The sequence below is a fragment of the Synechococcus sp. WH 8109 genome (genome assembly GCF_000161795.2).
Taxonomy (GTDB): Bacteria; Cyanobacteriota; Cyanobacteriia; order PCC-6307; family Cyanobiaceae; genus Parasynechococcus.
Genome location: NZ_CP006882.1, coordinates 1,879,322 through 1,897,251 on the forward strand (window position 1 = coordinate 1,879,322; position 17,930 = coordinate 1,897,251).

The 17,930-nt window shown below is 61.7% G+C and carries 20 protein-coding genes; 11 read left to right on the forward strand and 9 right to left on the reverse strand.

Annotated elements, in window-relative coordinates:
* The first annotated feature begins 10 nt into the window (after positions 1-10).
* Together Syncc8109_RS10145 and Syncc8109_RS10150 are read left to right on the forward strand one after the other, a co-directional pair.
* The gene (locus Syncc8109_RS10145; protein WP_025362551.1) at positions 11-1,204 is read left to right on the forward strand and encodes a tRNA nucleotidyltransferase; all 1,194 of its coding nucleotides are present in this window, start codon (positions 11-13) and stop codon (positions 1,202-1,204) included.
* A gap of 61 nt (positions 1,205-1,265) precedes the next feature.
* On the forward strand, positions 1,266-1,697 hold the full coding sequence (locus Syncc8109_RS10150) for an RNA-binding protein (RefSeq protein WP_006849769.1): 432 nt from the start codon (positions 1,266-1,268) through the stop codon (positions 1,695-1,697).
* A gap of 70 nt (positions 1,698-1,767) precedes the next feature.
* Here Syncc8109_RS10150 and Syncc8109_RS10155 read toward each other — a convergent pair whose 3' ends face one another.
* Positions 1,768-2,676, reverse strand: coding sequence for a phytoene synthase (locus Syncc8109_RS10155; RefSeq protein ID WP_006850685.1), 909 nt, complete (start codon positions 2,674-2,676; stop codon positions 1,768-1,770).
* A 3-nt stretch (positions 2,677-2,679) separates the two neighbouring features.
* Positions 2,680-4,098, reverse strand: coding sequence for a 15-cis-phytoene desaturase (gene pds / locus Syncc8109_RS10160; RefSeq protein ID WP_006850834.1), 1,419 nt, complete (start codon positions 4,096-4,098; stop codon positions 2,680-2,682).
* 88 nt (positions 4,099-4,186) lie between these two features.
* On the opposite strand from pds, the gene Syncc8109_RS10165 reads away from it, so the two are divergent.
* Together Syncc8109_RS10165 and Syncc8109_RS10170 are read left to right on the forward strand one after the other, a co-directional pair.
* A complete protein-coding gene (locus tag Syncc8109_RS10165; RefSeq protein ID WP_025362552.1) occupies positions 4,187-4,534 on the forward strand; it encodes an NAD(P)H-quinone oxidoreductase subunit M in 348 nt (115 codons plus the stop codon).
* A complete protein-coding gene (locus Syncc8109_RS10170; RefSeq protein WP_006851556.1) occupies positions 4,531-5,166 on the forward strand; it encodes a DUF3172 domain-containing protein in 636 nt (211 codons plus the stop codon). The genes Syncc8109_RS10165 and Syncc8109_RS10170 overlap by 4 nt, the downstream gene beginning before the upstream one ends.
* Here the strand turns inward: Syncc8109_RS10170 and Syncc8109_RS10175 are convergent.
* Positions 5,157-6,146 (reverse strand): LysR family transcriptional regulator, encoded by a 990-nt coding sequence (locus tag Syncc8109_RS10175; RefSeq protein WP_006850961.1) that lies wholly within the window; start codon positions 6,144-6,146, stop codon positions 5,157-5,159. The two genes, Syncc8109_RS10170 and Syncc8109_RS10175, sit on opposite strands and share 10 nt — an antisense overlap.
* 81 nt (positions 6,147-6,227) lie before the next feature.
* Between Syncc8109_RS10175 and Syncc8109_RS10180 the strand changes: the two genes are divergently transcribed.
* From Syncc8109_RS10180 to Syncc8109_RS10205, 6 genes are all read left to right on the forward strand, one after another.
* On the forward strand, positions 6,228-6,959 hold the full coding sequence (locus tag Syncc8109_RS10180; RefSeq protein WP_006850240.1) for an NnrU family protein: 732 nt from the start codon (positions 6,228-6,230) through the stop codon (positions 6,957-6,959).
* A 34-nt stretch (positions 6,960-6,993) separates the two neighbouring features.
* Positions 6,994-9,003, forward strand: coding sequence for an NAD(P)H-quinone oxidoreductase subunit 5 (locus tag Syncc8109_RS10185; RefSeq protein WP_006850310.1), 2,010 nt, complete (start codon positions 6,994-6,996; stop codon positions 9,001-9,003).
* A gap of 92 nt (positions 9,004-9,095) precedes the next feature.
* On the forward strand, positions 9,096-10,733 hold the full coding sequence (locus tag Syncc8109_RS10190) for an NAD(P)H-quinone oxidoreductase subunit 4 (RefSeq protein ID WP_006852024.1): 1,638 nt from the start codon (positions 9,096-9,098) through the stop codon (positions 10,731-10,733).
* A 67-nt stretch (positions 10,734-10,800) separates the two neighbouring features.
* Positions 10,801-11,202 carry a lipopolysaccharide assembly protein LapA domain-containing protein gene (locus Syncc8109_RS10195; protein WP_006849942.1) on the forward strand — a complete coding sequence of 134 codons (402 nt, stop codon included), beginning with the start codon at positions 10,801-10,803 and terminating at the stop codon, positions 11,200-11,202.
* Between the two features lie 57 nt (positions 11,203-11,259).
* On the forward strand, positions 11,260-12,162 hold the full coding sequence (locus tag Syncc8109_RS10200; protein ID WP_025362553.1) for a segregation/condensation protein A: 903 nt from the start codon (positions 11,260-11,262) through the stop codon (positions 12,160-12,162).
* Between the two features lie 46 nt (positions 12,163-12,208).
* A complete protein-coding gene (locus Syncc8109_RS10205; RefSeq protein WP_006849716.1) occupies positions 12,209-13,387 on the forward strand; it encodes an NDP-sugar synthase in 1,179 nt (392 codons plus the stop codon).
* On the opposite strand, the gene Syncc8109_RS10210 is transcribed toward Syncc8109_RS10205, so the two are convergent.
* Positions 13,368-14,273 (reverse strand): methylenetetrahydrofolate reductase, encoded by a 906-nt coding sequence (locus tag Syncc8109_RS10210; protein WP_006851733.1) that lies wholly within the window; start codon positions 14,271-14,273, stop codon positions 13,368-13,370. The two genes, Syncc8109_RS10205 and Syncc8109_RS10210, sit on opposite strands and share 20 nt — an antisense overlap.
* 67 nt (positions 14,274-14,340) lie before the next feature.
* On the opposite strand from Syncc8109_RS10210, the gene Syncc8109_RS10215 reads away from it, so the two are divergent.
* A complete protein-coding gene (locus tag Syncc8109_RS10215) occupies positions 14,341-14,619 on the forward strand; it encodes a helix-turn-helix transcriptional regulator (protein WP_006852007.1) in 279 nt (92 codons plus the stop codon).
* A gap of 208 nt (positions 14,620-14,827) precedes the next feature.
* Here the strand turns inward: Syncc8109_RS10215 and Syncc8109_RS10220 are convergent, their stop codons facing one another.
* The 5 genes from Syncc8109_RS10220 to ndhI are packed head-to-tail and all read right to left on the reverse strand — an operon-like array spanning position 14,828 to position 17,879.
* Positions 14,828-15,334, reverse strand: a complete 507-nt coding sequence (locus Syncc8109_RS10220) for a CYTH domain-containing protein (protein ID WP_006849801.1) — start codon at positions 15,332-15,334, stop codon at positions 14,828-14,830.
* Between the two features lie 3 nt (positions 15,335-15,337).
* On the reverse strand, positions 15,338-16,288 hold the full coding sequence (locus Syncc8109_RS10225) for an NAD(+) kinase (RefSeq protein WP_006851209.1): 951 nt from the start codon (positions 16,286-16,288) through the stop codon (positions 15,338-15,340).
* 18 nt (positions 16,289-16,306) lie between these two features.
* Entirely contained in the window at positions 16,307-16,636 is a 330-nt protein-coding gene (nuoK, locus tag Syncc8109_RS10230) for an NADH-quinone oxidoreductase subunit NuoK (protein ID WP_006851948.1), read from the reverse strand.
* Positions 16,636-17,235 carry an NADH-quinone oxidoreductase subunit J gene (locus Syncc8109_RS10235; protein ID WP_006851605.1) on the reverse strand — a complete coding sequence of 200 codons (600 nt, stop codon included), beginning with the start codon at positions 17,233-17,235 and terminating at the stop codon, positions 16,636-16,638. The genes nuoK and Syncc8109_RS10235 overlap by 1 nt, the downstream gene beginning before the upstream one ends.
* The gene (gene ndhI / locus Syncc8109_RS10240) at positions 17,232-17,879 is read right to left on the reverse strand and encodes an NAD(P)H-quinone oxidoreductase subunit I (RefSeq protein ID WP_006849764.1); all 648 of its coding nucleotides are present in this window, start codon (positions 17,877-17,879) and stop codon (positions 17,232-17,234) included. The genes Syncc8109_RS10235 and ndhI overlap by 4 nt, the downstream gene beginning before the upstream one ends.
* Positions 17,880-17,930: the final 51 nt, after the last annotated feature.

Below are 17,930 nucleotides of genomic sequence, written 5' to 3' on the forward strand. Positions count from 1 at the left end.
TCCCATTCTGATGGCCCAAGGCTCCTGCGACGCATTGCTTAACCAGCTGCGAGAGCGACTGGCTCCAGCCCAGTGGCCTCTACCCCTGGCATGGCTTCCCGAAGGCACAGCGCTGGTGGGTGGAGCCGTGCGGGATGGCTTGCTGGACCGTCTCCAAGAGCAGCCGGATCTTGACCTGGTGGTCCCATCGGATGCCATCGCCCTAACCAAGGCCTTGGCCCAGGAGCTCCATGGCACTTGTGTGGTGCTCGACGCGGAACGGAGCATTGCTCGGTTGGTGCTTGGGGGCTGGACGGTCGACATCGCCCGACAGGACGGAGACCGCATCGAAGACGACCTCTGGCGGCGCGACTACCGGCTCAATGCCATCGCCGTGTCGCTCCAGCCATGGGGAGAGCTGTGGGATCCCACAGGGGGACTCAGCGACCTCCAGCAGGGCTGCCTGACCGCCATCTCGGAAGCCAACCTCATCGATGACCCTCTGCGGCTGCTGAGGGGATTGCGGCTGATAGCGGAAATCCCCCTCACCATCTCCAGCCAGACCATGGAGTGGATTGAGCACCACGCCGCACGGCTTCCGGAAGCGGCACCAGAGAGGATCCTGGCGGAGCTGCAGCGCCTGGTGCGGGGCGAACACGCTGACGCCGCGATGGCAGCCCTAAGGAGCCTGCCGTTGCTGCATCCCTGGGCGGCCGGGGGGCAACCTCCCACACCCGGCAACATCGATGGCCTGACCAGCGAGGAAGCCGCATCAGCAGTGCCCTTGGCGCGGCTGACGGCCCTGGTGAGCGATGAGGGCCTCAGCCAACTCCGGGCTAGTCGCGCCCTGCGCCAGCGCTGCAAACGGCTGCGGAGCTGGCAGCAACGCACCGGTCAGGCACCGGACGCGCTACCCGATAGCGATCGACTGCAATTGCACGAGGAGCTGGAGGGGGATCTCCCCGCCCTGGTCCTGCAACTGCCCATGCCCGAGAAAGAAATCTGGCTGCGTCGATGGCGCAACGCGAAGGATCCTCTGTTCCACCCCAGAACTCCGGTCGACGGCAACGGCCTGCTCACAGCCCTGGAGATAGAACCCGGCCCCCATCTCGGACGCCTGCTGCATCATCTGAAGCTTGAACATGCCTTTGGACGCATCCAGACCCCAAGCGAGGCGCTGAAGGAGGCCCAACATTTCTTGGCGCTCGAAAGCGAGGCTCTGTGATTAACTTTCCTGGTGTCAATGATGACGGTCAGACACCGACAGATCGCATTCCCTTTCCTTCATGAGCATCCGCCTGTACATCGGCAACCTGCCGCAAACCTTTGAAGAACAGGAGCTGGTGGCTCTGCTCAAGGCAGTGGGAGAAGGGATTCGGTTCAAGTCGGTTCTCGACCGCGAAACCGGTGCATGCCGCGGTTTCGGCTTCGCCAACGTGGATGATCCGAAACTGGCCGACGCCGTGATCGAAGCTCTCAACGGCAAGGAGTTCGGTGGCAGTGCTCTGCGGGTCGAGCGCTCCGAGCGCCGCGACAACAATGCTGGCGGCAACCGTCGTGGAGCCCCCAATGCAGCCGGTCAGCCTCAAGTGGCCCGCAAGGCTGTGAACAAAGTGGTCCACAGCGATGCGAAGAGCGAAGGTGCTCCTGACCCCCGCTGGGCCGGCGAACTGTCCAAGCTCAAGGATCTGCTAGCCAACCAGAAAACGGCGGTTTGATCCGTCGCCGATCTGATCGATGGAAACAGCAGATCAACTCAACCCCTGCCGGTACGACCGTCAGGGGTTTTTAGCGTGACTGAGCCAACAGGAATGAACGGGGCAGATCAAGCAGCTTGTTGACCTTGGCCACATAGGCACGGTGATTGAACACGTCGTAATCGACCCGTTCAATTTCATCCAGGATGCCGCGGTACAGCCGCAACGACGTCCACACAGGCCAGCGCGCATCGGCGGACAGCCAACGGACTCCGGCTTCCGAGCGAGCAAACCAATCGCGAGCCCGCTCCAGTTGAAAGCGCATCAACGCACGCCAGGCGTTGTTGAGGGTTCCAGCCATAAGCTCCTCCTCGGAATAGCCGAAACGCTCGAGATCTTCCTGGGGCAGATAGATACGACCACGGCCCCGGTCTTCCCCCACATCCCGAAGGATGTTGGTGAGTTGGTTAGCGATCCCCAGGGCGACGGCGGCATCGGAGGTGTCGGGACAGTCGCTCCAGGGAGCTGAGGTGTAGGCCTGGTCGACGCCCATCACCCCCTGGGTCATCAGGCCAACGGTGCCTGCCACGCGATAGCAGTAGAGCTTGAGGTCTTCAAAGCGGGGGTAGCGGGTCCAGGTGAGGTCCATCCGCTGGCCCTCAATCATGTCGAGGTAAGGCTGAATGCCCTGGGGGAAGCGCTCCAGGGTGTCCACCATCACCGCATCCAGGTCGTCCGCCACCCGACCATCAAACAGAGCGCGGGTCTTCTCCTCCCAACGGTCGAGCCGCTCTGCCAGCTCCTCCACCGGACGCCCCTGGGCCTCCGAGCTGTCCATCAACTCATCCGTGCGCCGGCACCACACATAGATCGCCCAAATGGCACGCCGCTTCTCCGGAGGGAGAAGCAAGGTGCCGAGATAAAACGTCTTGGCCCACTCGGCGGTCTCCCGACGGCAGGCCTCAAAGGCTGCGTCGAGATCCGGGGAGGCGAGGGGCATGGCTCAGGCCGTCACAGGCTCACTGGAAGAGGTCGATGATGCCAGCTGACCTGTCTTGCGGTCCACCGCACCGGCGCAGAGCTTGCCACTGAGAACAGCACCCTCCATCGAGGCGAGATAGCGCTGCATCGTGTAGTCGCCCGCGAGGAAGAAGTTCTTGATCGGAGTGGTTTGATCTGGACGCAGCTCCTGGCAACCGGGGATCGTCTTGTAGACGGACAAGGGCGTCTTCACGACCTTGTATTTGCGCAGGGTGGCGGGGTTGTCGCCACTGAAATGAATCGGGAACAGCTTCTTGAGCTCGCCCATGGTGGCCTCGATGATCTCCTCATCGGGACGACCGATCCAGTCTTTGGCAGGAGCAAAGACCAGCTCAAGCATCGACTTGTCGGGGTCTTCGTACTCCCGACAGGTGATGCTCATGTCGGCATACACGCTGAGCAGGGGGGAGCGGCTGAACAGCAGATGGTCGATGTCGGTGAGCTTTCGATCGAACCAGAGGTGCAGATTGATCACGGGGACACCCCGGAGACCATCCAACTTCTGGAACACTTCCATCTGCTTCCAGGGCTCAGGCAGCAGCAGCTTGAAGGGATCCACCGGCAAGGCACTGACATAGGCATCAGCGGTGAGGTCGAAGCTCTCCTTGCCCTTCACTCCACCGATGTGAAACGCCGCCACCGAACCATCGGCATTGAGCTTGATCTCACGCAGGGGGCTGTCGAGGTGCACTTCACCACCCAGTGATTCGATGTGCTCAACCACCGGCTGGCAAAGCCGCTCCGGCGGCGCCCCATCGAGGAACGCCATCTTGGAGCCGTTCTTCTCCTGAAGGAAACGATTGAGAGCTGTGAGCACAACCGTGGCAGAAATTTCATCGGGGTCGATGAAATTAAGGGCCTTGCTCATCGCCAAGAACACCTCATCGTTCACCCGCTCTGGGATGTTGTGGACCCGCAACCACTCGGTCCAGGAGTATTTGTCGCACTCCTCGACGTACCCCTGACCCCGAAGCATCGCAGGCACAAGGCCCAGGCCGAAGCTGATTTTCTCAGGCCAGCTCAGCATGTCGTTGTTGCCCAGGATCGCCGCCACACCATTCATCGGTGCCGGCAGATCGGGGAAATCAAAGCGGCTGTAGGTGCCTGGTTCGTCCTGCTGGTTGAAGATCATCGAATGGCTCTTCCACTGCAGCCGGTCTTCGATGTTCAGCTCCTTGAACAGCTGCAGCATGTTCGGGTAGGCCCCGAAGAAAATGTGCAGGCCGGTCTCATACCAGTCACCTTCCTCGTCTTTCCAGGCCGCCACCTTGCCGCCCAGCACATCACGGGCTTCAACCACGATGGGGGTGTGGCCGGCATCCGCCAGGTATTTGGCACAAGAGAGTCCAGCAAGGCCAGCTCCGGCAATAGCGACGCGCATGCGGCCGTCTCGAAAGTGAAACCAACCTTAAAAGGGCTTGACCCCCCTTTGCTTCTTAAACTCGTGTCAGCTTTCCCGTGGTCGCGTCTTGGCTGACACCCTTCTCAAGTGCACCACCCGCCACGTGCGCCTGTTCACAGCAGCACTTCAAGAGGAGGATCTGGTTCCTTCGGATGACCAACTGACCTTGGATCTGGATCCCGACAACGAATTTCTATGGGATGCCGCCAGCCTCGCCAAGGTGCAGGGACGCTTTAAGGAACTGGTAGATGCCGCAGCCGGCGGCGAATTGAGTGACTACACCCTGCGCCGCATTGGTACAGACTTGGAGGGATTCATCCGGCAACTGCTCCAGGCCGGAGAACTCAGCTACAACCCGGATGGCCGCGTGCAGAACTTCTCCATGGGCCTGCCCCGCACCCCTGAACTGTTGTGACCGGCTCGCGCTACGACCGCGGCGGCCGCCGACCGCGTGATGGCCGCTACAACCGCGTTGAGCGTGACCGCTATGACGCTCCACCTCGGGGCGGATACGGCCGTCCTGCCGGCCCCCCACCGGGTGGTGGAGGCAGCCAGGGCGACTTTCAATTCAGCACCCTCACCTTGGCCGTCTTGGCAGGAGTTCTCGTGGTGGGGATCGGCATCGGCAGCGCTGTCACCAGCACCACCACGGGCGACCAGGGAAACATCGCCAGCTCCCAGCAACTGGACATGGCCGTTCCCGACCCGGAGTTCTGCCGCCAGTGGGGGGCGAGCGCCTTCGTCATGGACATCGAGATGTACACAACGCTCAACCCCTCCAGCAGCTTTGTGACCCAGCCGACCCTGCAACCGGGTTGCGTGATCCGTCGGGAGAACTGGTCGGTGCTGCGCAAGGAGGGGGCCATCACCGCCGAGCAGGAGCGTGAGTGCAAACAGCGGATGAATACCTTTGCCTACATCGGCTCCGTGCGGGACAAGCCCGTGGTGCGCTGCGTCTACCAAACCGACATCAGTGACAACAAATTCCTCACCCGAGGCGTGGCAGATGACGCTGTGGGCGTCACACCAGAGGCCGATCAGTTCTGAATAAGTTGCTCCCCGATCGCTTCAGGCACGACCTTCGCTGCCTGGCGAATCGGGCTGTCAGCACTGGCAAAGACTGGCAGAACGTCATTGCGGAAGGCCACCGAAGCGCGTGAGCAGTAGCGGGCGGGATGGGTGATCAGCTTGAGCTGGCGTCTCACCTGCAGATCAGCCACCTGGGGCCGATGAATCGTGCCAGCCGATAACTCCCGCTCGATCGACACCACAGGAACAAAGGCGGCGCCCAGACCCGCCTGAACGGCATTCTTGATGGCTTCCAGCGAATTCAGCTCCATGTCGATGCGTAGGCGCTGCACATCCAGGCCGGAGCGCGCCAAGAGCTGGTCAACCATCTTCCGGGTGGTGGATTGGGCGTCGAGGCAGACAAAGCCCAGGCGATAGAGGTCTTCCTTGGTGAGTTCAGCCAGTCGGGCCAAGGGGTGCTTCACCGGCAACACCAGGGCCAGCTCATCACTGGCGTAGGGCACAACCTGCAGCAGTTCATTGAGTTCTGCCGGCAATTCACCACCGATGATCGCCAGGTCGATCTGACCGTTGGCCACGCTCCAGCCCGTGCGTCTTGTGCTGTGGACCTGAAGCTGCACGGACACGTCCGGATATTTCTGGCGGAACAGGCCGATCATCCGGGGCATCAGATAAGTGCCGGTGGTCTGACTTGCCCCCACGATCAGGGATCCACCTTTGAGGTTGTGGAGATCATCCAGGGCCCGACAGGCTTCGTGGCACTGGCTCAGGATCCGGTCGCAGTAACTCAGCAACAGATGGCCAGCCTCAGTGAGCTGCGCCTTGCGCCCGCCGCGATCAAACAACGACACCTCCAGCTGCTTCTCTAGGTTCTGGATCTGAAGGCTGACGGCGGGCTGGGTGACGTAGAGACTGTCGGCGGCTTTCTTGAAGCTGCCCTCACTGACAATCGCGCGAAGGATCCGCAGCTGGTCGAGGGTGAACGGCAGATCGGCCACCGCGGAACACCCGGAGGAACACCAGAAATTTAGGACCGCCACGTCCGACAGCCAGAATCACGCCCTTCCAACGCAGCCGCCATGGCCTCCACCCACCACAGCAGCGTCGTGATGCTGGTGCTGCTGATCCTGTTTGCCGTGATTCACAGCGGTGGTGCTGCCCTGCGCAGCCGGGCTGAGGCCGTGATCGGAGCGAGGGCCTGGCGCCTGATCTTCGCGGCAGCCAGCATTCCTTCGGCCGTGGTGGTGATCGGCTGGTTCCTGGCCCATCGCTACGACGGGGTGCGGCTGTGGAATCTCCAGGGCGTGCCTGGGGTGATTCCGATCGTCTGGATCGGAACCGCCATCAGCTTTCTCTTCCTTTATCCAGCCACCTACAACCTGCTGGAGATCCCGGCGGTGCTGAAACCACAGGTGCGTCTTTATGCCACGGGAATCATCCGCATCAGCCGCCATCCCCAGGCCATCGGGCAAATTCTCTGGTGCCTCACCCACGCCCTCTGGATCGGCAGCAGTTTCATGTTGGTGACCTGCGTGGGCCTGATCGGCCATCACCTCTTCGCCGTCTGGCATGGCGACCGGCGCCTGAAGGCCCGCTTCGGTGAGGCCTTTGATGAGCTCAAGGCCAGCACCTCGATCGTGCCGTTCGCTGCCGTTCTGGATGGACGCCAGCAGCTGCAGTGGCAGGAATTTGTCCGGCCCGCGCAACTAGGCATCGCCATTGCCGTCGGCGTCTTCTGGTGGGCCCACCGCTTCATTCCGACGGCTGCCGAGTTAATGCGCAATTCAGCACTCCAGAACCTGCTGGGCTGAGCTGCCTACACTCGCTTCAACCTGCTGTTTGCGGATGCCCTCGGCCGAGGAACTCGCCTGGCTCATTCCCGTTCTGCCCCTGTTCGGCGCCGTGCTGACCGGGCTGGGATTGATCAGCTTCAACCGCACGATCAACCGGTTGCGCAAACCCGTTGCGCTGCTATTGATCTCCTGTGTTGGTGCAGCTGCGGCCCTCAGCTACAGCATCCTGTTCAACCAGCTCAATGGCGCCCCGCCGGTCGAGCATCTGTTCGTCTGGGCCAGTGCCGGCAGCTTCGTTCTGCCGATGGGCTACGTGGTGGATCCGCTTGGAGCGGTGATGCTGGCGCTGGTCACCACCATCGCCCTGCTGGTGCTGGTGTATTCCCACGGCTACATGGCCCACGACAAGGGCTATGTGCGCTTCTTCACCTACCTGGCGCTGTTCAGCAGCTCCATGCTGGGGCTGATCATCAGCCCCAATCTCCTGGAGATCTACGTCTTCTGGGAGCTGGTGGGCATGTGCTCCTATCTGTTGGTGGGCTTCTGGTACGACCGTGATGGCGCCGCCCACGCCGCCCAGAAAGCCTTTGTGGTGAACCGGGTGGGTGACTTCGGCCTGCTGCTAGGCATCCTTGGCCTGTTCTGGGCCACCGGCAGCTTCGATTTCCAGGGAATCGCCGATGGCTTGCAGAACGGCCTGGCCGCCGGAACGGTGGCCCCATGGGCAGCGCTGCTGCTCTGCCTGCTGGTGTTCATGGGTCCGATGGCCAAGTCGGCCCAGTTCCCTCTCCATGTCTGGCTGCCCGATGCCATGGAGGGGCCGACGCCAATTTCAGCGCTGATTCACGCCGCCACGATGGTGGCCGCAGGGGTGTTCCTGGTCGCCCGCCTCGATCCCCTCTACGCCCAGTTCCCTGTCGTTCAAACAGTGATCGCCGTCGTTGGCACGATCACCTGCTTCCTGGGAGCCTCCATTGCCCTCACCCAGATGGATCTCAAGAAGGGTCTGGCCTACAGCACCGTCTCCCAGCTCGGTTACATGATGCTGGCGATGGGTTGCGGCGCCCCGGTCGCCGGCATCTTCCACCTGGTGACGCATGCCTTCTTCAAGGCGATGTTGTTCCTGGGATCAGGCTCCGTCATTCACGCCATGGAGGAGGTGGTGGGCCACGAGCCCGTTCTCGCCCAAGACATGCGCCTGATGGGAGGCCTGCGCAAGAAGATGCCCGTCACCTCGATCACCTTCTTCATCGGCTGCATCGCCATCAGCGGCATTCCGCCCCTGGCCGGCTTCTGGAGCAAGGACGAAATTCTTGGTCAGGCCTTCAACAGCTACCCGCTGCTCTGGGTGGTGGGCTTCCTGACAGCAGGGATGACGGCCTTTTACATGTTCCGCCTTTATTTCCTCACCTTTGAAGGGGAGTTCCGCGGCAACGACACCGCCATGCAGGCCCAGCTGCTCACTGCAGCGGGCAAGGATCCTTCCGAGCACCACGCCCATGGCGGCAGTGTGCATGAATCGGCCTGGCCGATGGCGGCCCCCTTGGCGGTGCTAGCGGTGCCTTCCGTACTGATAGGTCTGCTTGGAACACCCTGGAACAGCCGCTTCGCAGGCCTTCTCAATCCCGAAGAAGCCCTCGAGATGGCCGAACAATTCAGCTGGGGCGAGTTTCTGCCTCTGGCGGGCGCCTCCGTGGCCATCTCCGTTGCCGGCATCACCCTGGCTGTTCTGGCCTATGCCCTTCATCGGATTGATCTGGGGCAGCTGGTGGCAGGTCGCTTCCCGGCGGTGAATGCCTTCCTCGCCAACAAGTGGTACCTCGATGTGGTGAACGAGAAGCTGTTCGTTCGCGGCAGCCGCAAACTGGCGCGCGAGGTGCTCGAGGTGGACGCCAAGGTGGTGGATGGCGTGGTCAACCTCACCGGACTGCTCACCCTCGGAAGCGGCGAAGGTCTCAAATATCTCGAGACCGGACGGGCCCAGTTCTATGCCCTGATCGTGTTTGCCGGCGTGATCGGCTTGGTGGTGCTGTTCGGCGTGATCGGCGGACCAATCGCTTAAGGCCTAACGCCCATGTGTGTCATCGCCTATCGAGGTGATGACACAGCGGCCATGATTTCTACGATCCAACCAGTAAGGATCGGATTGACAGCGTGTTCGAATTCGCAGTCGCCGGGGTGAGTGAGCCGGTGCAGGCCACCGTTCCATGGCTGAGCCTGTCGATCCTGGTGCCGATTGTGGGTGCCCTGCTGGTTCCGCTAGTTCCAGACAAAGGCGAAGGCAAGCAGGTGCGCTGGTACGCCCTGATCGTGACGCTGATCACCTTCCTGATCACCGTCGCGGCCTACCTCACCGGCTACGACCCGAGCCTGAGTGGCTTGCAGTTGTCCGAACGGGTGAGCTGGCTGCCAGATCTTGGCCTCACCTGGGCGGTGGGAGCCGACGGCCTCTCGATGCCGTTGATCCTGCTCACCAGCTTCATTACAAGCCTGGCCTGCCTGGCGGCATGGCCGGTGAGTTTCAAACCTCGGCTGTTTTATTTCCTGCTGCTGGCCATGGACGGCGGCCAGATCGCGGTGTTCGCCGTGCAGGACATGCTGCTGTTCTTCCTGGCCTGGGAGCTGGAACTGATCCCGGTGTATCTGTTGTTGGCCATCTGGGGCGGCAAGAAACGCCAGTACGCCGCAACCAAATTCATCCTCTACACAGCCGGCAGCTCGTTGTTCATCCTGTTGGCCGCCCTGGCCATGGGCTTCGTCGGCGGCGGCACACCCAGTTTTGAGTACACCGCTCTTGCGGCCAAAGACTTCGGAACGGGCTTTCAACTGCTCTGCTATGCCGGGCTGCTGATCGCCTTCGGCGTGAAGCTGCCCATCGTGCCCCTGCACACCTGGCTGCCGGATGCCCATGGCGAAGCAACGGCACCGGTGCACATGCTGTTGGCAGGCATCCTGCTGAAGATGGGCGGGTATGCACTGCTGCGCTTCAACTGTGAACTGCTGCCAGCGGCACACTCCCAGTTCGCCCCACTGCTGATCGTGCTGGGGGTGGTGAACATCATCTACGCCGCCCTCACCTCCTTCGCCCAGCGCAACCTCAAGCGAAAGATCGCCTACAGCTCGATCAGCCACATGGGCTTCGTGCTGATCGGCGTGGGCAGCTTCAGTGCCCTGGGCACCAGTGGCGCCATGCTGCAGATGATCAGCCACGGCTTGATCGGTGCCAGCCTGTTCTTCCTCGTGGGTGCCACCTACGACCGCACCCACACGCTTCAGCTGGATGAGATGGGAGGCATTGGCCAGAAGATGCGAATCATGTTCGCGCTCTGGACGGTGTGTGCCCTCGCCTCCCTGGCCCTACCCGGCATGAGCGGATTCGTGAGCGAACTGATGGTTTTTGCCGGTTTCGCCACGGATGAGGCCTACACCCTGCCCTTCCGAGTGGTGATCTGCGGGCTGGCCGCCGTCGGCGTGATCCTCACACCGATCTATCTGCTCTCGATGCTTCGCGAGATCTTCTTCGGCAAGGAGAAAGAGGAGTTGGTGTCCCACACCAACCTGGTGGATGCGGAGCCGCGCGAGGTGTACATCATCGGCTGCCTGCTGGTGCCGATCATCGGAATCGGGCTGTACCCCAAGCTGATGACCGACAGCTACCGCAGCTCGATCGAAGCACTGGTGAGCCGAAACCTGGGTGCGATGGAACAGGTGATCTCGCCAACGGCCCCCTTGATTCGAGGTCAGGCCCCCGTTCCAGCGATCATCCAGGCCCCCGCCGTGGGCGCGTCATAAATCAAGTATCGATTCCGATTCATTCACGGCCAACCGTCCGTAAGTTCCAGGGGAACGCTCCCCTGCCATGCGTCAGATCAACTTCGGCCTGATCTTCAGCTTCGGCCTGATAACGGTGTTCTTCACCCTGGCGAACACCAGCCCCACGACTGTTCACGTGTTGCCTGGGGTCGAGTACACCCTGCCTTTGGCGGGTCTGCTGCTGCTGGCAGCGGGGTTGGGAGCCGTTTCGGCCTGGTTCTTCGCGGCCTGGACCGGGATGCTCAACAACGTTGAACAGTTCAGCAAGGCCAACGAATACGAGGCCCAGCAGGTGCGTATCCAGGAACTGGAGACCGACCTCAGCCGCTACCGCTCCACCGTTGAAACCCAGCTGGGACTCCTGCCTGCCACAACCGTCAGCGCAACCAGTGCTGGGAGCGACGACAGCGACCAGGCGGAGGTAACCGACGCCAGCAGTGCGGCCTGAGGCAGCACTGGCGACACCGGTTGAGGACCGATACCTTGCCGGAAAAGGGTGAATGACTTGCTCCAGGTAGCCCCTAAAGACGGCGCTGATGCTGGAGCCCGCCTTGCGATTCGGCTGCTGCAGGACGCAGCGGAGCGAGGGGATCTGGATCCCTGGGATGTGGATGTGATCGCCGTCATCGACGGCTTTCTGGATCAACTCCGGCAACGCATTGAAGTTCCCGGGCAGATGGCAGCCGCCCTGGCCGGACGGGGCGGCAGCTACGAGCGGGACCTGGCCGACAGCAGCGAAGCCTTCCTGGCCGCCTCGGTGTTGGTAGGACTCAAAGCGGAGATGCTCGAAACAAGCATGCTGCCGCCACCGCCCGAAGTCGAAGATCACTTCGATGCCGACTTCGATGAGCAAGGATGGCTTGATCCGGCCTTTGATCTGCCCCGACGGCCGGAGCGCCATCTGCAGCGACGTCCTGTGGCACCGCCGCCCTTGCGTCGCCCCGTCACCCTTGGCGAGCTGATCGAACAGCTGGAATCGATTGCCGAGCAGCTGGAATCAGACGAACTCGAGGCACGCCGCCGCAAACGCCAAAAGCGCTACAGCAACCGTGAAGCCATCGCCCAGGTGGCCGGGCTGGCCCACCGCGAAAAGCTGCCGGAAACAACTGCAGCACTGGGCGTGTTTCTGAACGGTTGGGAGACCGCCCTGGACTGGGTGGGCTTCGATCAACTGGTGGATCAGTGGGAGGTGGCCGCCGCGGCGGACCTGGACCGGGATCGGGTTGGGGTGTTCTGGGCCCTGCTGTTTCTCTCCTCCCAGGGACGGGTTGAGCTGGAGCAGGAGGGTTGGCTCCACGGACCACTGCGATTGAAATTCATCCCTGCGAGTGGAACTGCAACGCAACTGCCGATCCGCAGCCTTCAGGTGCCAGATCCATCGCCGACCCGGACGGTCGTGGCGGCCTAAGGCCGGGTCTATGGTCACTACCTTGTATTGACCCGACCAAACGCCAATGAAGGCGATGATTCTGGCGGCTGGTAAGGGGACACGGGTCCAACCGATCACCCATGTGATCCCCAAGCCAATGATTCCGATCCTGCAGAAGCCGGTGATGGAATTTTTGCTGGAACTGCTCAAGGAGCACGGCTTCACCGAAGTGATGGTGAACGTCTCCCACCTGGCCGAAGAGATTGAAAATTACTTCCGGGATGGCCAGCGTTTCGGGGTTGAAATTGCCTACAGCTTTGAAGGACGTATTGAAGACGGTGAACTGATCGGAAGTGCCCTGGGGTCAGCTGGCGGACTCAAAAAAATCCAGGATTTCCAGCACTTCTTTGACGACACCTTCGTGGTGCTCTGCGGCGACGCGCTGATCGACCTTGATCTCAGCGAAGCGGTACGCCTGCACAAAGAAAAGGGTGCGATCGCAAGCCTCGTCACCAAACGGGTCCCCAAGGATCAGGTGAGCAGTTACGGCGTTGTGGTCACCGATGACCAGAACAGAATTTCAAGCTTCCAGGAGAAGCCCAGCGTCGACGAAGCCCTCAGCGACACGATCAACACCGGCATCTACATCTTCGAGCCGGAGATCTTTGAGCACATCCCATCGGGTCAGTCCTTCGACATCGGATCCGATCTATTCCCGAAACTGGCCGAGCTCGGTGCACCCTTCTATGCCATCCCGATGGATTTCGAATGGGTGGATATCGGCAAGGTTCCCGATTACTGGCAAGCCATCCGCAGCGTGTTGATGGGTGACGTTCGTCAGGTGGGCATTCCCGGCAAGGAGGTGCGTCCCGGGGTGTACACCGGCCTGAATGTGGCCGCCAACTGGGACAAGATCAACGTCAGCGGCCCCGTCTACGTGGGCGGCATGACCAAGATCGAAGACGGCGCAACCATCGTTGGACCCACCATGATCGGCCCCAGCTGCCACATCTGTGAGGGCGCCACCGTCGATAACTCGATCATCTTCGACTATTCGCGCATCGGCCCTGGCGTGCAGCTGCTCGAGAAGCTGGTGTTCGGCCGCTACTGCGTTGGCAAGGACGGTGATCACTTCGACCTGCAGGAAGCTTCGCTCGACTGGCTGATCACCGATGCCCGTCGTCAGGACCTGGTGGAGCCTTCCCCACAGCAAAAGGCCATGGCAGAGCTGCTCGGCACCGACCTCACCCAGGCAGCGAGCTGAGCCCGGCGCGATCGAGGATCATCGGGATCCGCTCCTCCGCCTTGATCGCCATCAGGTGCACGCCACGAACGATGCCGAGATAGCGCTTCACCTGTTCAGCGGCGATGGCCACACCCTCCATGGCAGGGTTCTCGGCACACTCCAGCCGATGGATCAACGCATCGGGGATACAGGCTCCCGGCACAACGCGATTGATGAACCGGGCATTTTTGGCTGACTTCAGCAGAAACACGCCAGCGAGCACGGGCAGGTCCAGGGGGCCGGCCAGCTCGCGCTGGAAGCGCTCGAGCGCTTCAGGGTCCATCACCATCTGGGTTTGAACGAAACGGGCTCCCGCCGCCTGCTTGCGCTGCAACCGACGCTGGAGACCGCTCCAGCTCCTCGATTGCGGGTCGGCGGCACACCCGGCAAACAGCGTGGTCGCCCCGTTCGGCAGGGTGCCCTGCACGGGATCAACGCCTCGATTAAGAGCGTCCACCTGCTGCAGGAGCTTCACCGACTCGAACTCATTCACCGGCCGCGCATCCGCCTGATCACCCGCCCGCACCGGATCGCCAGTGAGACACAACAGGTTGCGGATCCCCAGCGCATGGGCCCCGAGCAGGTCGGCCTGGAGGGCGATTCGGTTGCGATCCCGGCAGGCCATCTGCAACACCGGCTCCAGACCGGCCTCAAGCAGCAACTTGCAGGAGGCCAGGCTGCTCATCCGCATCACGGCCCGACTGCCATCGGTCACGTTCACCGCATGGACACGGCCTTGCAACGATGCTGCCATGGCCAGCATGTGCGAGGGATCGGCTCCGCGGGGAGGCATCACCTCGGCCGTGAGCACCTTATCCCCGGCCTCAATTGCGCGCTGCAGCGCCGTCCTCAAGTCTCGTTCCATTTCACCGGCCCACTATGCAGGATCAGACCGGTCGGCCGGACTAGCATGGCTCCAACGGCGGTCAGGCATGTCCTCCCTCGACGGTGCGGATCCTCTGGAGATCTCCCTCTCTGCCAGGGAGATCGAGATCATCGAGCTTGTGGCCGAAGGACTGACCAATCAGGAAATCGCTGACCGGCTCACCATCAGCAAACGAACGGTCGACAACCACGTGAGCAACGTGTTCACCAAGACCGGTTCCAAGAACCGGGTGGCACTGCTCAACTGGGCCATGGACAACGGCAAGATCTGCCGGGACGGCTTCAACTGTTGCGTCCTTCCAGAACACGATCCCCCCTCAGCCTGATCGTGGAGCTGACAGGCTCCGGCAGGCTTTGCAGGGAGGTGGGGCCTACAGGAATCTGAAACAGCAAGGCGTATTCCAAGCAGGCCTCCACGCTCGACCCTGCGAAGCGCAGCATTCCAGTTGTGTCGTACAGACCCACCACTGGAAGGAGCCACCAATCAGAACTCCTCAAAGCTAAAGGAAATCTGAAGACAAATCCAGTCCTTCCTTAGGGCCAGCCAAAACGGCGACGCTGCTCTTCGGGCCAGGACTGAACCGGGTGCTGGGCCAGCACCGCATTGCTCCAGCGGGATTCCCCGGTGATCTCCTCTCCGCACCAGGGCGGAATCAGCAGATCCGCCTGGGCCGATGCCAGCTCCACCTCCGCCAGCACCAAGGGGGCGTTCTCGCCCTGGAAACAATCCACCACCCAGTCACCACCAGGGCAATCCAAGGCGTAGCGGACTTTGTCCAGGCGGTGCGGCGCCAGATCCCAGAGGGCTTCGGCGTCCGCCACGGGAATCGGATATTCGAACTCATGGCGCACCAGACCAACGGCATCAGCAGCAGCCTTCAGGGTGAGCCAAGCCTGATCCGATCCGCGCAGACGCATCCTCACCGTCACACCTTCAGCACTGGCGGCCAGATATCCCTGACGCAACGGCTGTGCGGAGCCAGCACTGCTGCGCCAGGCATCCGACCGCACCAGAAAGCGTCGTTCAATCTCGAGGGCCATGGCTCAATTCTGCGAGGGCTGCGCCGCGTGCAGGCTTCCCGCCCAGTGCAGCTTGTGGGACAGGGTTCGGTAGTACGACGGGCTTTGATTGAGCAACACCATCAGGGCATGGTGGCGCGCCTGCTGAACAACACAGCACTCCCCAGGCTCGAGCACCGTGCAGCCCACTCCGTCTTTCCATAGCTTTATCCTGTGATCCCCAGCCCCAAGAGGCCAGATCGCCAACCTGGCCCGGGGCGGCACCACCAGCGTTCGGCTGGAGAGACTCATCGGGCAGATGGGGGCCACGATGATGGCATCGATGCCGGGATGAAGAATCGGGCCCCCTGCCGCCAGGGCGTACCCGGTGGAGCCCGTGGGGGTGGAGAGGATCAGGCCATCACCGCGCACCTGATCGATCACTTCCCCATCGATCTCGAGCTCCAGGGTGCAGGTGGGCGAAATTTCATCGCGATAGGCCCGCAAGTAGAAGTCGTTGAAGGCCCAGTGGTGCTCTTCATCGTCTTCGAGATCCGGCTGCTGCAACGGGCCCGGCGAAACCGCTCGATCTTCAGCAGAACGGCGATCTACCATCCCCTGAAGCATCATGCGCCGTTCAATCGCGAACTGATCGTCCTGAAGGCGTTGCCAGATTTGATCGCCGCGCAACACACGGCGATCATGGGTGAGAAAACCCAGATGGCCTCCCACATTGATGCTGAGGATCGGGATGTCATGCACCGCCAGGTGGCGGGCAGCCCCCAGAACAGTGCCATCTCCCCCAAGCACCAGAGCAAGGTCGGGGAACGACTCCTCAACAGCCAGCAGGCCAGGGAAAGGATTCACCCGCGGCCCCGACATTGCGGTGACCACATGGGAGCCGAGGGCTTTCAGCTCCTTGGCACATTGCCGGGCCTCACGCTGGGCGGGCTGGCTGTCGGCCCGATAGATCACCCAGACCCGATCGAGACGCATGACCCAGGTGTGCGGGAGTTACCAGCGCAGCAGGTTGAACTGCTCCATATCGACGGTAACGCGATTGCGATAAAGCGACAGCAGGATTGCCAGACCGACCGCTGCCTCAGCGGCGGCCACCGTGATCACGAACACAGCGAAGACCTGGCCGCGAATCAGATCACCATCCACGAAGGAGGAGAAAGCCATCAGGTTGATGTTCACAGCATTGAGCATCAGCTCAATGCTCATCAGCACGCGCACCGCATTGCGGCTGTTGATCAAACCCCAGACGCCGATACAGAAGAGCATCGCGGCCACCAGGAGGTAGGCCTGCAGGGAGGGAAGTGTGGCAAGTAAATCGCTCATTAGTCCGCTCGATTCATCAGCAGGGGAGTACGGGCCTTCTCAATCAGGCCTTGATCGGCCACCTCACCGGTGACCACATCGGTGGCGAGCACATCGCGACGGGCCAAGACGATGGCGCCGATCATGGCCATCAGCAACAGCACAGATGCCACCTCAAACGGCAGCAGATAATCGGTGAATAGGTGTTCACCAATGCGGGCCGTGGCTTCCTCACCCACGGCGGCAGGGCCGGGCAGCGACCAGGGGGTGGTGACCACAACACGAACCAGCAACGCCAGCAGACCGACACAGACGCCGGCGGACACCACACGGCGCGTGGTGAGGTTGGCGATGGCCTTGAGGTCTTCCCGCTTGTTCACGAGCATGATCGCGAACAGGATCAACACGTTGATCGCGCCCACGTAAACCAGGATCTGGGCCATGGCCACGAAACTGGCGTTCAGCAGCAAGTAGAGCCCTGCAACGGCCGTGAACACCCCGCCCAGCAGGAAAGCTGAATAGACGATGTTGCTGAGCAGCACCACACCCAGGGCGCCAATCACCACAACTGCGGACAGCACCAGGAAACAGATCAGCTCGGTGGTTGTCGCGATGGTCATGCGTCGCCCTCCTTGGCCTCACTGGAGGATTGTCCCTCATTCTTGGCTGTGGGCTTGGCTGGAGGTGTGAGGGTCTCCAACACCTGAGCAGGGAGCTGGCCAGCCCGGGGGCGATCGGTAGCAACACCATGGGGATCCATCTCACCTGCCGGCAGATAGGCGAGCTCCCGCAGAGGAACAACTGAGGGATCGGTGGTGACGCTGGTGGGAAGGCGTCCGAGGGCGACGTTGTCGTAATTGAGGCTGTGGCGATCAAAAGCGGCCAGCTCGTACTCCTCCGTCATCGAAAGGCAGTTGGTGGGGCAGTACTCGACGCAGTTGCCACAGAAAATGCAGACGCCGAAGTCGATGGAGTAGTTGCGCAGCTCCTTCTTCTTCGTGGCTTTGTTCATCACCCAATCGACCACCGGAAGGTTGATCGGGCAGACCCGTACGCACACCTCACAGGCGATGCACTTGTCGAACTCGTAGTGAATCCGGCCCCGATAACGCTCGGATGGGATGAGCTTCTCGTAGGGGTACTGCACCGTGACCGGGCGGCGCTGCATGTGGTCGAAAGTGACCGAAAAGCCTTGGGCCAGATTCCGGGCTGCATCGACTGCATCCCGGGTGTAATCACCGACCTGTTTGAGAAAGCCGAACATGGTCTGAGGGGGAGAGAACGAAGCGGAACCGGGAGCGTGGAAATCCTAGGT